Source organism: Pseudomonas sp. GNP013 (genome assembly GCF_054343995.1).
Genome location: NZ_JBTGUT010000001.1, coordinates 4,013,440 through 4,027,405 on the forward strand (window position 1 = coordinate 4,013,440; position 13,966 = coordinate 4,027,405).

Consider the following 13,966-nt stretch of genomic DNA (forward strand, 5'->3'; position numbering starts at 1 on the left):
CATGTTTCCCGCCCCGCGTTTTGCCCTGCTCTCACGGCTGTTCAACCTTGTTCGCTACACCGGCCTGTACCTGGCCGCCGTGGCCCTGACCTTGTGGGGGCCGACCCTGGTGCTGGCCGACGGCATGGTGCCGGATACTTCGGTGGTGATCGTCAATGAAGCCGATGGCGAAGCCTCGGTGTCGGTCACCAACACCGACTCAAAGCTGGCGCTGCTGCATGTGACCCTCGAAGACATTCCGGAAGACACCGCAACGCTGCTGTTTGTCACACCACCGCTGACGCGGGTTGAGCCGTCCAAAAGCCAGCTGATCCGTTTCATCCTGCAATCACCGACGCCACTGACCACGCAACGCTTGAAACGCGTGATCTTCGAAGGCATGCCCCAGGGCCGTGCCGCCGCCGAGGCCGGCCATGCCCGCGTGGGCGTAACGGTGCGCCAGAACCTGCCGGTGATCCTGCATCCCAAGGGCCTGGCCCCCAACCGCACGCCCTGGACTGGCCTGACCTGGAGCCTGCAAAACAACCAGTTGAGCGTGCATAACCCGACGCCCTACGTGGTGCGCCTGGCCCAGGAGCTGAGGCTGTTACCGGGCAACGGTTCGGCACTGTTGCCACGCACCTATGTGTTGCCGGGCGAAACCCTGACGGTCACCGCCAGCCAGACCCGGGCCAGCACCGTGCAATTGCAGCCGGCCACCGTCTACGGGTTTGCCGTGGGGCCTTACGAAGCACCGATCACCCTTTGATCACAGCGCCGTAGGACGGGTTGCGGCGCCCTGACGACGAAGTGGCCTCCCATTGAAGGCCACCAGGAGTGTGCCCGAGTCAGGGAGTGGCGCGGCGCATCTCTCTAATACGAGTACACCTTGTGAGCACAGTTAAGACTGATCGTGACGGCAAAGCCATGCCCGGCGTTTCACCGCGTACACTGCGCCGACTGCTGGCAGGTCTGGCGCTGAGCCTGGGCACCACGCTGCCGAACGGCGATAGCCTGGCCGACGAAAGCGCCGGTTCGTTCGACCCTCAAACCCTGTCCCAGCGCGGCATCGACCCGCAGCTTGCCAACCTGCTGCTACAGGCGCCCCGATTCGCGTCCGGGCGTCATGCCCTCAACCTCAACGTCAATGGCCAGCGGCGCGGGCGCGTGGAGGTGGTGTTTGATGACCGCGGCGCGCTGTGCTTTAACCAGGCGCTGTTGGACGCGGGCAATTTGCGCGCGCCGGACGCCAACGCCGAGTGCCACGGTTTTCTCGACGCCTACCCGCAAACCGTCATCGAGCAAGACCCGGCCAGCCTCAGCCTGTCGCTGGTGGTGCCCACGGACGCATTGCGTCCGGCGGAGCAGGACGTGTCCGGCTACCAGACCGGCGGGTTTGCCGGGCTGCTCAACTACGACCTCACCGGTCTGTATAACGAGTATGGCGAAGACAACAGCCGCTTCGGCTCGGCCAACACCGAGGTGGGCTTCAATGCCGGTGACTGGATCGTGCGCAGCCGCCAGGTGCGCACTTGGCAGGACAAGGTCTCGCGCACCACGCACCTGGACGCCTACGCCCAACGCACCTTCGCCGAACAACAGGCGGTGTTCCAGGCCGGACAGCTCACCCTGTACAACCCGGTGCTGGCCGGCGCGCAGATTACCGGCGCCCAGGTGCTGAACGAAACCGCACTGCAGGACCAGAACCAGGGCGCAACGATCACCGGCATCGCCAACAGTCCGGCCCAGGTGGAGGTGCGCCAGAACGGCACGCTGATTCATTCCACCGTGGTGCCCGCCGGGCCGTTTTCGCTGACTGACGTGCGACGCCTGAACGGGCGCTCCGATGTGGAAGTCACGATCAGGGAAACCACGGGGCAAGAGCGACGCTTCACGGTGCCGGCCGCCATGCTCGGCCTGGGACTGCCGGCACCGGGCTATTCGGTGGCCGCCGGTCGGGTGCGCAAGGTCGGCCGAGGTGAAGGCGCCGAGCCGTGGGTGCTAAGCGGCGGCTGGAGCGGCGCGCTGCACCCGCAGGTCAGCATTGGCGCCGGCGTGCTGGCCGCTGAAGACTACCGCGCCAGCGGCCTGAACCTGGGGTGGTTGCCCTGGCAGGACGGCCAGTTTCAGGTCTCGGCCCAGTTCGCCCAGGCCAGCCGCCAAGGCAACGAACGCGGCGTGCAAAGCGATTTTTCGTGGTCCCAACGCGTGTCCGAAAGCTGGTCGATCACCACGGCCGGCTCCTGGCGCAGCCTGGGCTACCGCGACCTGGAAGACTCCACCTACACCACCACGACCCGCGAACAACAACGTACGCGCTACCGCGACCAGCAAAGCGCCACAGCGTCCTGGTCGCACCCGATGCTCGGCGCGTTCAGCGCCGGGGTCTCGCGCTCCTCCAACTTCACCGGCGACAACAGCAGCAGGGCATTGGCGTCGTGGGGTAGCCGTGTTGGTCGGGTGTCGGTGTCGGCCAGTGCCGAGTGGCAAGTCGGCGGGCGCCAGCAGAGCGATGACAGCGTGTACCTGAACATCAGCGTGCCCCTGGGCGAAAACCGCAGGGGTCGCGCCTGGACCCGTAATGCCGGCGGCGAACAGCGTACAGGCGCCGGACTCAGCGAACAGCTCAACGACCAACTGAGCTACCGCGTGGGCGTGGAGCGCGACAGCCGCGACCGTGAGGTGGAATCGTCCCTCGGCGTCTCGGCGCTGCCCTATTACAGCCAACTGGACTTCAACTACACCCGCAACAATGCCGAGCGTTCCAGCTATCAGGGCGGCGCGCGCGGTGGCGTGGTGCTGCACGGCGACGGCCTGACCTTCTCGCCCTACCCCGTGCGCGAGACCTTTGCAGTGATGTCGGTGGGCGACATGGCCGGTATCCAGGTCAGCACCCCCAGCGGCCCGGTGTGGACCGACTGGCAAGGCCAGGCCGTGGTGCCGCAACTGAGTCCGTATGGGCGCAGCCCGGTGGAAGTGCAAACCCGTTCGCTGCCGCGCAATGCCGATATCAGCAACGGCCTGGCGGTGCTGTCCGCCGGGCGTGGTGCGGTGGATAAAGTCGAGTTCGGCGTCGCCCTGACGCGCCGCGCGCTGCTCAACGTCAGCACTGCCGATGGCCGACCGCTCGCACGGGGCGCAGCCGTGAGTACGGACGACGGCGAGTTCGTGACCCTGGTGCAGGAAGGCAGCCAGGTGTTCCTGCCCGACGTGCTCAACCGCCGTGCGCTGTGGATCAGCGAGCCGGGCCAGGCCCGCTGCCGCCTCGAATTCGAGCTGCCCGAACGCGGCAATCCCGACGCGTATTACGAAACCGCACCGGCGCGGTGCCAACCATGAGGACCTTAACCATGGGTTTGAAACCTGCCTTGCTCGCCCTCGCCTTGCTGCCGGGCGCCTGCGCCTTCGGCGCGGATGAGTGCCAGTTGAACCTGAGCGAATCGCTGGTGGATTTCGGCCTGATGAATCGCGCCGTCGCATTGACGCCAAAGGCCGACCGTTTATTGGGCGAACGGCGCTTGAGCCTGACCTTCAATTGCCCGAACACCACCGACATGAGCCTGTTCTATCGCGCCATGGGCGCAGGCATCGAGCGCTTCGCGTTCACCGCGCGCGGCAGCTACGGGTTGCAGGTGGGCGATGCACTGCTCGATGGTCGGGCGGTAGACCTGGGCTTGCTCGCCGGCAGCGGCCAGTCCCCGATCAGCACCGCGACAAGCCTGCGCTGGCGGCCGGAACACGGCATCGTGCCGATGCGCGCCGGCGTGCCGGTGAGCGGGCGCAGCTTGTCAGTGCAGATTCAGGTCAGCGCCTGGGCCAGCGCAGACGCATCGCGGGTCAACGATGCGGTGACATGGGACGAAAGCGGCGTGTTCGATGCCATCAATGGCGGCCGCTCGCAGGAACTGCGCCTGCAGGCACGCTTTGCGCCGGCAGCCTGTACGCCGAGCCTGTCCGGCGGCGGCACGGTGGACTTCGGCAAACTGTCGGTGATGGACCTGAACATGCACAAGGAGACCGCGCTGCCCGCACGTCCCTTGATCGTCAGCGTGGCGTGCGATGCGCCCAGCGCCTTCACCCTGCGCCTGGGGGACAACCGCGTCGGCTCAGCAACGGGGCCGGCCGACGACACCCTCTTCGGCCTTGGCCTGGACGCCCGGCAAAACAGAATTGGCCGCTATCGCCTGATATTCGATCCCGCACGCACCACCGCCGACAGTTGGCCACAGCTGTATCGCACCGATTCGGCCACGGGCACCTCGGCCTGGAGCAGCGCCAGCGCCAGCCCGCTTTCGATAAGCGCCAGCCGTTACCTGGGCTTCAGCGCGAGCGTCGGCAGTACCAGCGGCCCTTTGCCAATTCAACAACTCAGCGCCACCGCGAGCCTGGAAGCGGTGATCGCACCGCTGGGTTCCCTGGACCTGGCCAGCGAGGTGCGGCTGGACGGCGCGGCCACCCTCGAAATTCACTATCCCTAGGAGCACCGCCATGAAACCCCTGCTGATGCCACTTATTGCATTACCCCTGCTGACGGGCGCCGCGCACGCCGCATCGACCGTTGACCTGACCGTCACGGGCCTGATCACGCCGATGGCCTGCACGCCGCTGTTATCCAGCGGCGGCCTGATCGACTTCGGCAAGATTTCCCGCAGTGACCTCAATCTCACCAAAGGCACCCGCCTGCCCCTTAAATACTTGACGCTGACAGTAAACTGCAACGCCCCCGGCCGTTTCGCCCTGCGCATGCGCGACAACCGCGACGGCACGGCCCACGTCAACAGCGAAATTTTCTACGGCCTGGGACTGGACACCAGCGGCAACAAGATCGGTGTGTATTCGGTGAGTTTCGACCCGAAACAAACCGTCGTCGACGACCTGGCGGTGGCGTACGGCACCGAGTCCACCACCGGCGGCGTGGCCTGGCGCACCGCCAACCTCAACCCCATCGATATTGGCTCGCGCAGCCTGTTGGGATTCACCGACGTGATGGGCAGCGTTGCCGGCCCCTCGGCCATCCGAAGCCTGACCAGCACGCTGACGCTTGAAGCCACGATCAACGCCCGGCAGAACCTTGATCTCAGTGTGGAAACGCTGATGGACGGCTCGGCCACCCTGGAAGTTGTGTACCTGTAAACAAACACACGACACCCGCCCTTTCCCTGAAAAAAGGAACACCTCATGAAGCGCCTGAACATGTTTTTTGCCGCGTCCGTAATGGCGAGCGCGGGCCACGCGGTCGCAGCGTCCAGCGTCGACCTTGGCGTTCGCGGCCTGATCACGCCCAGTGCCTGCACCCCGAGCCTGTCCGGTGGCGGCGTGATCGATCACGGTAAAATCTCCATTAAAGACCTGAACCTGACCGAACCGACCCTCATCGCAAGCCACCTGCTGACCCTGGACGTGAACTGTGAGGCCGCCACCACGCTCGCCTTGCACTCGATCGACAATCGCGTCGGTTCGAGCGTTTTTGACGACCGATACGGGTTGGGTTTCATCGCGGGCGGTCAGCGGCTGGGCCATTACACACTGGGCCTGGCCAATGCGATCGCCGACAACGTGGCGGTGCAGACAATCGGCTCCGATAACCAGGGCGACACCTGGTACAAGCACGATTTCATGAAACCCGGCCGCTACACCTCGATCGCCACGCAGGACGATGCCTCCCAGGTATTACCGGCCAAAGACCTGGTGGTCGACCTGCGCGTCGACACCATCATCTATCGCGCCGACAACCTGAACGTGGACTATGAGCTGCCGATCGACGGCTCAGCCACGCTGGAAGTCAAATACCTGTAGCCCTCAGCGCCGCGCGCGGCCGGCACCCACGTACAGCGCGCGGCCAGCGCCAAGGCCGGCGATGATGGCGGCCACCCCGATCACGCCGAACGCCCAGCCGACCGCGCTCCAGCCGCCGCTCCAGTCGTGGATCAAACCCACGGCCAGCGGCCCCATCGACGCCAGGGTGTAGCCGAAACCCTGGGCCATGCCCGAGAGGCTGGCCGCCACGTGTGCGTCCCGCGAACGCAGCACAATCAGGGTCAGCGCCAGGCTGAACGTGCCACCCTGCCCCAGGCCGAGCAAAACCGCCCAACCCCAGAGGCCGTCGATCGGCGCATACAGGCAGCCGAACAAGCCACCGAGCGTCATTAGCATCACCACCACAATCGCCAGGCGCTGATCCTTGCCCCGCGTGGCCAGCCACGGCGCGGTCAGTGCGCTGAGCAGTTGCAAGACGATGGATCCAGACAGCGCCAACCCCGCGTCCGTCGCATTCAGGCCCCGGTCGATCAGAATCGATGGCATCCAGCCAAACACGATATATGACAGCGACGATTGCAGCCCCATGTACAGGGTCACTTGCCAGGCCAGCGGATCGCGCAACAGACCTTTGACCCGCGAAGCCACAGGGTGAGCGGTGTGTTTGTGCCGGGCCTGGGGCAACCAGAACAACGCCGCGATAAGCGCCGGCAGCATCCAGAAGCCCAGGCCAAGCGACCAGCTGTCGGCAAAGTAATGGCTCAACGGCACCGTCGCCCCCGCCGCCAGCGCCGCCCCCAGGGACAGGGCCATGGTGTACACACCGGTCATGGCACCGGCCTGCCTGGCGAAGTCGCGCTTGACGATACCCGGCAACAACACGCCGATGATGCCGATGCTGGCACCGGCAATCAGGCTGCCGCTAAACAGGCCCGCCTCACCGAACGCGCTGCGCAGCGTAATACCAGCGGCCAGCATCAGCAAAATCCCCAGCACCACGCGCTCGGCGCCAAAGCGCCGTGCCAGGATCGGCGCCAGCGGCGCGAACAGGCCCAGGCACAGCACCGGCAAGGTGGTCAGCAACCCGGCCCTGGCTGCCGATAATCCAAGGCTGTCGGACACCTGGCTGAGCAGCGGAGCCAGGCTCGATAACGCCGGACGCAGATTCAGCGCCACCAGGATCAACCCCAGCAACAGCAACCAAGGCCGCGTGACGACCGGATGGCTGTGCTGCACCACCTCGTCGTCGATTTCAGCGTCGATCAACAGTTCTTCGAGTTCGGTCGCAGGTTTGGTTTTACGGTTCATTGATCAACTGCCGGCAGAGGGATTTGGCGCGCTGCGGATCTTGCTGTTCCACCGCATCGAGCAGTTCGGTGTGCAGGTCGAACACCGCCTGGCGACGTGGCGTGATGTTCAGGGTCTGGCGCAACTGCGCGCCGACGATCGCGGAAAAGTATTGGTACAGCTCGCTCAACGCGGTGTTGTGCGCGGCATCCACCAAGTATTGGTGGAAGACCAGGTCGGCGCTGATATAGGCCTCCAGGTCGCCGTGGTACAGCGCGGCGCTGGCCTCGAGTGCCACCCGCAAGACCTTGAGGTCGTGCTCGGTACGGCGCAGGGCTGCAAGGCCGATCGCTTGCACTTCCAGAATCTGCCGCGTCTCTTGCGCTTGCTCCAGGGAGCAATGGGACAGCACACGCATCGTGCCCAGTGGGTCGCTCATCGAACGCAGGTAACTGCCGTCACCCTGGCGAATTTCGATCAACCCGGAAAACGCCAATACACGCATCGCCTCGCGCACGGTATTGCGGCTGATGCCCAGCTCGGCGGACAACTCCGGCTCGGTGGGCAGGCGCTCGCCGATGGCCCATTTGCCTTCGGTGATACGCCAGCGCAGTTGCTCCAAGGCCTGGTCGACCAGGGAGCGTTTGATCAGGGGGGCGATGTCTGTCATGGATTTCGTGCTTTCGTCCAATCATAGGATGAATTTTCCTACAACCTATTCGGAGTTGCCTACAAAGGCAAGGCACTAGGGTTCTGAAGCAGGAAAAGGAGCAGTATTTTCGATTGGTAAAATTACCCTTATAGGGTAATTATTGGACTCAGGTGTCTTATGGAAAAGTACACACCTCATTACGATTTGGCGGTGATAAAGGCGGATGTGAGGCGGCTTGGCAGGAAAGCGTTTACCCGCACGGCAGAGGAGTGCGGTGAGGCTCTTGGCTATAGCATCGAAGACATGCAGGCCGTCATTTATGAGTTACAGAACTGGATGTTGTACAAGTCGATGACCACTTATGGAGACCATCGAGTCTGGCAGGACGTGTACCACACTCACTCAACAGGCACGCAGATTTACATCAAGGTCACGTACCGAACAAACGGTAGACCTCCGGTAGTCTCTTTCAAGGAGAAAAATCCATGAAAAAAGCAGAGCTGTGCTACATCTGCGGCGCCCCCGACGCATTGCACCACTTCGAGGGTCGCAGCGAAACCATCAGCATCAAGGGCATGGAACGTCGGATCGACAATCTATCAGGCTGGGAATGCAAGGTATGCGGCGACGGATTCTGGGACCAGGACAACGACAGCGCAGACCGCTACGGCCAAGCAAAGGATGAGTTGATCCTCGCCGCTCGGCAAATGATCGGCGCCGAGATGAAACGCATCCGCCGCAAACTGCACCTGACACAAAAGGAAGCGGTGGAGTTGCTGTCCGGCGGCGGTCACAACGCATTCTCTCGCTACGAACGTGGCGAGTTGCTTGCCCCCAAACCGTTGGTACTGCTGATGCGGCTTCTGGATCGTCACCCGCACTTGCTTGCGGATGCGAAGATCCTGGCAGACGGCGCTGATCTGCGTGGCGCCTTCACCTACACCGTGAACGACGACGCAGAAGCACTCAAGGCGTCCTAGCCCCAAAAAACAAACCCGGCGCCAGGCCGGGTTTATTCATTCACGCTTCGATCAATGCAAAATCTGGCTCAAGAACAACTTGGTCCGATCATTCTGCGGATTGTCGAAGAAGTCATTCGGCGCCGCCTGTTCCACGATCTCGCCCTTGTCCATGAAGATCACGCGGTTGGCCACGGTGCGCGCGAAGCCCATTTCGTGGGTCACGCACAACATGGTCATGCCGTCTTCGGCCAGGCCGATCATGGTGTCCAAAACCTCTTTCACCATCTCGGGATCAAGCGCTGAAGTCGGTTCGTCGAACAGCATGATCTTGGGCTTCATGCACAGCGCGCGGGCAATCGCCACACGCTGCTGCTGACCACCGGAAAGTTGCCCCGGAAACTTGTGCGCCTGCTCCGGAATGCGCACGCGCTCCAGGTAGTGCATGGCAATTTCCTCGGCCTTGCGCTTGGGCATCTTGCGTACCCACATCGGCGCCAGCGTGCAGTTCTGCAGGATGGTCAGGTGCGGGAACAGGTTGAAGTGCTGGAACACCATGCCGACTTCACGGCGGATCGCTTCGATCTGCTTGAGGTCGTTGGTCAGCTCCACGCCATCGACCACGATGCGGCCCTGCTGGTGCTCTTCCAGACGGTTGAGGCAGCGGATGGTGGTGGACTTGCCCGACCCCGACGGGCCGCACAGCACGATTCGCTCGCCCTGCTTGACGTTGAGGTTGATGTCTTTCAACACGTGGAACTGGCCGTACCACTTGTTGACGCCCTGCATCTGGATAATGCCTTCAGGGCTCACAGGCTGTTTGATCGCTTCGCTCATCACATCAACTCCTAACGCTTGTGGCCTGTGTCGAGCTTGTGTTCCAAATGAATGGAATAGCGCGACATACCAAAACAGAAAATCCAGAACACCAGGGCAGCGAACACGTAGCCCTCAGTGGCCATACCCAACCATTTCGGGTCGGCGGCAGCTTGCTTGACGCTGTTGAGCAGGTCGAACAGGCCGATGATGATCACAAGGCTAGTGTCCTTGAACAACGCGATAAACGTGTTGACGATGCCGGGGATCACCATCTTCAGCGCTTGCGGCAGAATCACCAGACCCATGCTGCGCCAGTAACCCAGGCCCATCGCCGCAGCCGCTTCGTACTGACCTTTAGGAATGGCTTGCAGACCGCCGCGCACCACTTCGGCCACATAGGCCGACTGGAACAGGATCACGCCGATCAACGCCCGCAGCAGTTTGTCGATGCCCATGCCTTCGGGCAAAAACAACGGCAGCATCACCGACGACATGAACAGCACCGTGATCAACGGCACGCCCCGCCAGAACTCGATGAAGGTCACGCAGACCACCCGAATCGCCGGCATGTTCGAGCGCCGTCCCAGCGCCAGCACGATGCCCAGCGGCAAGGCGCCGGCGATGCCGACCGTGGCGATCACCAGGGTCAGCATCAGGCCGCCCCATTGGCTGGTCGCCACGTTGGTCAGGCCGAAGGCGCCGCCGTGCAGCAGGAAGAACGCGATGATCGGGTACAGCACCAGAAAGCCCAGGCCGTAGATCGCCTTGCGCGGGAAGCGCGAGATGAACAACGGCGCCACGCCAACGATGGCCAGCCACACGGTGAGATCCACGCGCCAGCGAAGGTCGCCCGGGTAGTAGCCGTACATGAACTGCCCGAAGCGCTGCTGGATGAACACCCAGCAGGCGCCCTCCTTGGTGCAGTCGGCGCGGGTGGTGCCAACCCAGTTGGCGTCGAGGATGGCCCAGCTGAGGATCGGCGGGACCACCAAATAAATCAGGTAAAACGCCAACAGGGTCAGCAGGGTATTGAGCCAGCTGGAGAACAGGTTGGCGCGCATCCATGCCATCGGCCCGAAGACTTTGTTCGGCGGCGGCATATCAGGTTTGAACGTATGCGAACTCATGCAGGTTTCCTCACCGCTCGATCAGCGCAATGCGCTTGTTGTACCAGTTCATCAGCAGGGAAATGCTGATGCTGATCGCCAGGTACACGCTCATGGTGATGGCAATGACTTCAATCGCCTGGCCGGTCTGGTTGAGCACCGTGCCGGCAAACAGCGAAACCATTTCCGGGTAACCGATACCGGCGGCCAGTGACGAGTTTTTCGCCAGGTTCAGGTATTGGCTGGTCAGCGGCGGAATGATCACCCGCAGCGCCTGCGGGATGATCACCTTGCGCAGCGTCGGCCCGGGGCGCAGGCCCAGGGAGCGCGCGGCTTCGGTCTGGCCGTGGCTGACGGACTTGATGCCCGAACGCACGATCTCGGCAATGAACGCCGCCGTATAGACCGTCAGCGCCAACGTCAGCGCCAGCAGTTCGGGGATCAATACCCAGCCGCCAACGAAGTTGAAGCCTTGCAGTTTGGGCATTTCCCAGTGCAGCGGCGCGCCGAAGATCAAGGCGCACAACGCCGGGATCACGATGAACAGTGCAAGACCGGCCCAGAACTTGTGGAACGGTACGCCCGTGGCCTCGAAGCGCTTGTTGGCCCAGCGCGTCATCAGCACGATGGCGACGATGGCGAGTACCACACTGATCACGAACGGCCAGAACCCATCGGCGGCCAGCGCTGCCGGCATGTTCAGGCCACGGCTGCTGACGAAGAAGGTATCGCCGAAGTTGTGACTGGCACGCGGCCCCGGCATGGTCAGGAACACCGCGAAGTACCAGAACAGAATCTGCAGCAATGGCGGGATGTTGCGGAACACTTCCACATACACCGTCGCCAGCTTGTTGATCATCCAGTTGGGCGACAGGCGCGCCACGCCGATGATGAAGCCGAGCAGGGTCGCCAGGACCACACCGATCACGGTCACCAGCAAGGTGTTGAGCAAGCCGATCACAAACACCCGGGCATAGCTGTCCGATTCGGTGTAGTCGATCAGGTGCTGCGCGATGCCGAAGCCGGCACTGCGCTCAAGAAAGTCGAACCCCGAGGTGATGCCCCGGTGCTGAAGGTTGGTTTGCGTATTGTTGAAGAGGTACCAGCCCAGCGAGACCACCGCCACAATCGTGATGATCTGGAAGAGCCACGCACGCACTTTGGGATCGCTGAAGCTGAGCTTCTGCTTGGGTGCGCCGATTTGATTTTGCATGAAGTGCCCCGAAAAGAATGGAACAGAACATCACCCGGCGGTTGGCCCACCGGGTGACAGAACCATCAGCGATCAGCGCACAGGGGGTGCGTACTGGATGCCGCCGTTGTTCCACAGTGCGTTCAGGCCGCGGTCGATTTCCAGCGGGGTGCTCTTGCCCAGGTTGCGCTCGAACACTTCGCCGTAGTTACCGACTTGCTTGACGATCTGCACGACCCAGTCTTTCTTCACTTTCAGGTCTTTGCCGTATTCGCCGTCGGCACCGAGCAGACGTGCAACGTCCGGGTTCTTGGTGGACTTGGCTTCGGCTTCAACGTTCTTCGAGGTGATGCCGGCTTCTTCAGCGTTGAGCATGGCGTAGCCAACCCAGCGCACGATGGCCAGCCACTCGTCGTCGCCGTTACGCACGACCGGGCCCAGCGGTTCTTTGGAAATGGTTTCCGGCAGCACCACGTAGTCCTTCGGCGAAGCCAACTTGCTGCGCTGGGCGAACAGTTGGGACTTGTCGGAGGTCAGTACGTCGCAACGCCCGGATTCCAGCGACTTGGCGCTTTCATCGGAGGTGTCGAAGGTGATCGGGGTGTATTTGAGGTTGTTGCCACGGAAGTAGTCGGAAACGTTCAGCTCGGTGGTGGTACCGGCCTGGATGCAGATGGTTGCACCGTCCAGTTCCTTGGCACTTTTAACGCCCAGCTTGTTGTTTACCAGAAAGCCGATGCCGTCGTAGTAGGTGATGAAGCCCGGGAATTTCAGGCCCATGCCCGCATCGCGAGAGCTGGTCATGGTGGTGTTGCGCGACAGAATGTCGACTTCGCCCGATTGCAGCGCGGTGAAACGCTCCTTGGCATTCAACTGGCTGAACTTGACCTTGGTCGCGTCGCCAAAGACGGCAGCGGCTACGGCGCGGCACACGTCAGCGTCGATCCCGAGGATCTTGCCGCTGGCATCCGGTACCGAGAAACCCGGCAGGCCGTCACTCACGCCACATTGCACAAAGCCTTTCTTCTGCACGGCGTCCAGGGTGGCACCAGCTTGGGCAAAACCACTGACACCCAATACAGCGGCCGCAGTGACGATGGCCAGGGTGGATTTCAATACCTTCATTCAAACCTCCAGTTTTGCTCTTGTTGTGTCGGAGCTCGAACCCCACCGCACCCTTTTGAGGCGACTTTGACCCGTGTTGGCTTTTTTTGGGGTCAAACGGTTTGAGGCTGTCGCTATAAGTCCAGTTGCTATCCCACAAGCGGCGTCACTGATAGTGTTACCGACGTGGAAGAGACCTGACATCGCTCTGTGCATAGCAAGCGCCGTACCAGAGTGACGACTGAGTCGATTCAGCACAGGGTCAAGAGCAAAAGATTCAACCTTGCGACACTTTGTTAACAGATCAACCCGCTACGCACCGTTCCGACGCACCCAATCGGAGCGCCCGCACATTTATGGAGCAGACATGACCGACCCCTTGATTCTTCAGCCCGCCAAGCCCGCAGACGCCTGCGTTATCTGGCTGCATGGCCTGGGCGCTGATCGCTACGACTTCATGCCGGTGGCCGAAGCGCTGCAGGAAACCCTGCTGTCGACCCGCTTCGTGCTGCCCCAGGCGCCGACCCGCGCGGTGACCATCAATGGCGGTTACGCGATGCCCAGCTGGTACGACATCAAGGCCATGAGCCCGGCACGCTCGATCAGCCTGGAAGAGCTGGACGCGTCCACGCAGAGGGTCACGGACCTCATCGAAGCGCAGAAGAGAACCGGAATAGACGCCTCGCGGATTTTTCTAGCAGGCTTTTCCCAGGGCGGCGCAGTGGTATTTCATACCGCGTATCTGAACTGGCAGGGGCCGTTGGGTGGCGTGATCGCCCTCTCCACCTATGCGCCTACCTTCGAAGACGAGCTGCACTTGTCCGCCAGCCAACAGCGCATTCCGGCGCTGTGCCTGCATGGCCAGTACGACGAGGTGGTACAGAACGCCATGGGCCGCAGCGCCTTCGAGCATTTGAAGAGCCGTGGTGTCACCGTGACATGGCAGGAATACCCAATGGGCCACGAAGTGTTACCTCAGGAGATTCACGACATCGGTGCCTGGTTGCTCGCGCGACTGAGCTGAACCCGGCCTTTATGTAGCCGTATGACAGACGCACTACGCCGCGCCCGATTCTTGCATTACACTGGCCGGCGTACATTCCTTAACCCA

General features: G+C 62.4%; 14 protein-coding genes. 8 read left to right on the forward strand and 6 right to left on the reverse strand.

What is annotated here, in order from left to right; all coding sequences use genetic code 11:
• Window position 1 precedes the first annotated feature (1 nt).
• The 5 genes from ACXX81_RS17675 to ACXX81_RS17695 all read left to right on the forward strand — a co-directional run bounded on the left by ACXX81_RS17675 (window position 2) and on the right by ACXX81_RS17695 (window position 5,775).
• Window positions 2-748, forward strand: a complete 747-nt coding sequence (locus ACXX81_RS17675; protein ID WP_231423015.1) for a fimbria/pilus chaperone family protein — start codon at window positions 2-4, stop codon at window positions 746-748.
• A gap of 158 nt (window positions 749-906) precedes the next feature.
• Entirely contained in the window at window positions 907-3,318 is a 2,412-nt protein-coding gene (locus tag ACXX81_RS17680) for a fimbria/pilus outer membrane usher protein (RefSeq protein WP_245229387.1), read from the forward strand.
• Window positions 3,319-3,329: 11 nt separating this feature from the next.
• Window positions 3,330-4,457 (forward strand): DUF1120 domain-containing protein, encoded by a 1,128-nt coding sequence (locus ACXX81_RS17685; RefSeq protein WP_458572129.1) that lies wholly within the window; start codon window positions 3,330-3,332, stop codon window positions 4,455-4,457.
• Window positions 4,458-4,467: 10 nt separating this feature from the next.
• The gene (locus ACXX81_RS17690; protein ID WP_458572130.1) at window positions 4,468-5,112 is read left to right on the forward strand and encodes a DUF1120 domain-containing protein; all 645 of its coding nucleotides are present in this window, start codon (window positions 4,468-4,470) and stop codon (window positions 5,110-5,112) included.
• Window positions 5,113-5,157: 45 nt separating this feature from the next.
• Window positions 5,158-5,775, forward strand: a complete 618-nt coding sequence (locus tag ACXX81_RS17695; RefSeq protein WP_458572131.1) for a DUF1120 domain-containing protein — start codon at window positions 5,158-5,160, stop codon at window positions 5,773-5,775.
• A 3-nt stretch (window positions 5,776-5,778) separates the two neighbouring features.
• Here the strand turns inward: ACXX81_RS17695 and ACXX81_RS17700 are convergent, their stop codons facing one another.
• A complete protein-coding gene (locus tag ACXX81_RS17700) occupies window positions 5,779-7,044 on the reverse strand; it encodes a CynX/NimT family MFS transporter (protein ID WP_458572132.1) in 1,266 nt (421 codons plus the stop codon).
• Window positions 7,034-7,693, reverse strand: coding sequence for a FadR/GntR family transcriptional regulator (locus tag ACXX81_RS17705; protein ID WP_209988926.1), 660 nt, complete (start codon window positions 7,691-7,693; stop codon window positions 7,034-7,036). Before ACXX81_RS17705 ends, ACXX81_RS17700 begins: the two co-directional genes overlap by 11 nt.
• Before the next feature lie 159 nt (window positions 7,694-7,852).
• Here ACXX81_RS17705 and ACXX81_RS17710 point away from each other — a divergent pair, with 159 nt between their 5' ends.
• Both ACXX81_RS17710 and ACXX81_RS17715 read left to right on the forward strand, forming a co-directional pair.
• Window positions 7,853-8,164 carry a type II toxin-antitoxin system MqsR family toxin gene (locus tag ACXX81_RS17710; RefSeq protein ID WP_209988923.1) on the forward strand — a complete coding sequence of 104 codons (312 nt, stop codon included), beginning with the start codon at window positions 7,853-7,855 and terminating at the stop codon, window positions 8,162-8,164.
• Window positions 8,161-8,655 (forward strand): type II toxin-antitoxin system MqsA family antitoxin, encoded by a 495-nt coding sequence (locus tag ACXX81_RS17715; RefSeq protein ID WP_209988921.1) that lies wholly within the window; start codon window positions 8,161-8,163, stop codon window positions 8,653-8,655. The genes ACXX81_RS17710 and ACXX81_RS17715 overlap by 4 nt, the downstream gene beginning before the upstream one ends.
• Before the next feature lie 51 nt (window positions 8,656-8,706).
• On the opposite strand, the gene ACXX81_RS17720 is transcribed toward ACXX81_RS17715, so the two are convergent.
• From ACXX81_RS17720 to ACXX81_RS17735, 4 genes are all read right to left on the reverse strand, one after another.
• Window positions 8,707-9,471 carry an amino acid ABC transporter ATP-binding protein gene (locus tag ACXX81_RS17720; RefSeq protein WP_003171943.1) on the reverse strand — a complete coding sequence of 255 codons (765 nt, stop codon included), beginning with the start codon at window positions 9,469-9,471 and terminating at the stop codon, window positions 8,707-8,709.
• 11 nt (window positions 9,472-9,482) lie between these two features.
• Window positions 9,483-10,580 (reverse strand): amino acid ABC transporter permease, encoded by a 1,098-nt coding sequence (locus ACXX81_RS17725; protein WP_057006782.1) that lies wholly within the window; start codon window positions 10,578-10,580, stop codon window positions 9,483-9,485.
• 10 nt (window positions 10,581-10,590) lie between these two features.
• Window positions 10,591-11,772: an amino acid ABC transporter permease gene (locus ACXX81_RS17730; protein ID WP_209988917.1), complete on the reverse strand. Its 1,182-nt coding sequence runs from the start codon at window positions 11,770-11,772 to the stop codon at window positions 10,591-10,593.
• Window positions 11,773-11,844: 72 nt separating this feature from the next.
• Window positions 11,845-12,876 carry an amino acid ABC transporter substrate-binding protein gene (locus ACXX81_RS17735; protein ID WP_053254520.1) on the reverse strand — a complete coding sequence of 344 codons (1,032 nt, stop codon included), beginning with the start codon at window positions 12,874-12,876 and terminating at the stop codon, window positions 11,845-11,847.
• A gap of 346 nt (window positions 12,877-13,222) precedes the next feature.
• On the opposite strand from ACXX81_RS17735, the gene ACXX81_RS17740 reads away from it, so the two are divergent.
• Complete coding sequence (locus tag ACXX81_RS17740; RefSeq protein WP_458572133.1) at window positions 13,223-13,879, forward strand: alpha/beta hydrolase; 657 nt, start codon at window positions 13,223-13,225, stop codon at window positions 13,877-13,879.
• The last annotated feature ends 87 nt before the right edge of the window (window positions 13,880-13,966 follow it).

Excerpts from the sequence above, each read along its gene's own strand:
- ACXX81_RS17675 (WP_231423015.1), top strand. The coding sequence starts at position 2 with ATGTTTCCCGCCCCGCGTTTTGCCCTGCTCTCACGGCTGTTCAACCTT.
- ACXX81_RS17680 (WP_245229387.1), top strand. The coding sequence starts at position 907 with ATGCCCGGCGTTTCACCGCGTACACTGCGCCGACTGCTGGCAGGTCTG.
- ACXX81_RS17685 (WP_458572129.1), top strand. The coding sequence starts at position 3,330 with ATGGGTTTGAAACCTGCCTTGCTCGCCCTCGCCTTGCTGCCGGGCGCC.
- ACXX81_RS17690 (WP_458572130.1), top strand. The coding sequence starts at position 4,468 with ATGAAACCCCTGCTGATGCCACTTATTGCATTACCCCTGCTGACGGGC.
- ACXX81_RS17695 (WP_458572131.1), top strand. The coding sequence starts at position 5,158 with ATGAAGCGCCTGAACATGTTTTTTGCCGCGTCCGTAATGGCGAGCGCG.
- ACXX81_RS17700 (WP_458572132.1), bottom strand. The coding sequence starts at position 7,044 with ATGAACCGTAAAACCAAACCTGCGACCGAACTCGAAGAACTGTTGATC.
- ACXX81_RS17705 (WP_209988926.1), bottom strand. The coding sequence starts at position 7,693 with ATGACAGACATCGCCCCCCTGATCAAACGCTCCCTGGTCGACCAGGCC.
- ACXX81_RS17710 (WP_209988923.1), top strand. The coding sequence starts at position 7,853 with ATGGAAAAGTACACACCTCATTACGATTTGGCGGTGATAAAGGCGGAT.
- ACXX81_RS17715 (WP_209988921.1), top strand. The coding sequence starts at position 8,161 with ATGAAAAAAGCAGAGCTGTGCTACATCTGCGGCGCCCCCGACGCATTG.
- ACXX81_RS17720 (WP_003171943.1), bottom strand. The coding sequence starts at position 9,471 with ATGAGCGAAGCGATCAAACAGCCTGTGAGCCCTGAAGGCATTATCCAG.
- ACXX81_RS17725 (WP_057006782.1), bottom strand. The coding sequence starts at position 10,580 with ATGAGTTCGCATACGTTCAAACCTGATATGCCGCCGCCGAACAAAGTC.
- ACXX81_RS17730 (WP_209988917.1), bottom strand. The coding sequence starts at position 11,772 with ATGCAAAATCAAATCGGCGCACCCAAGCAGAAGCTCAGCTTCAGCGAT.
- ACXX81_RS17735 (WP_053254520.1), bottom strand. The coding sequence starts at position 12,876 with ATGAAGGTATTGAAATCCACCCTGGCCATCGTCACTGCGGCCGCTGTA.
- ACXX81_RS17740 (WP_458572133.1), top strand. The coding sequence starts at position 13,223 with ATGACCGACCCCTTGATTCTTCAGCCCGCCAAGCCCGCAGACGCCTGC.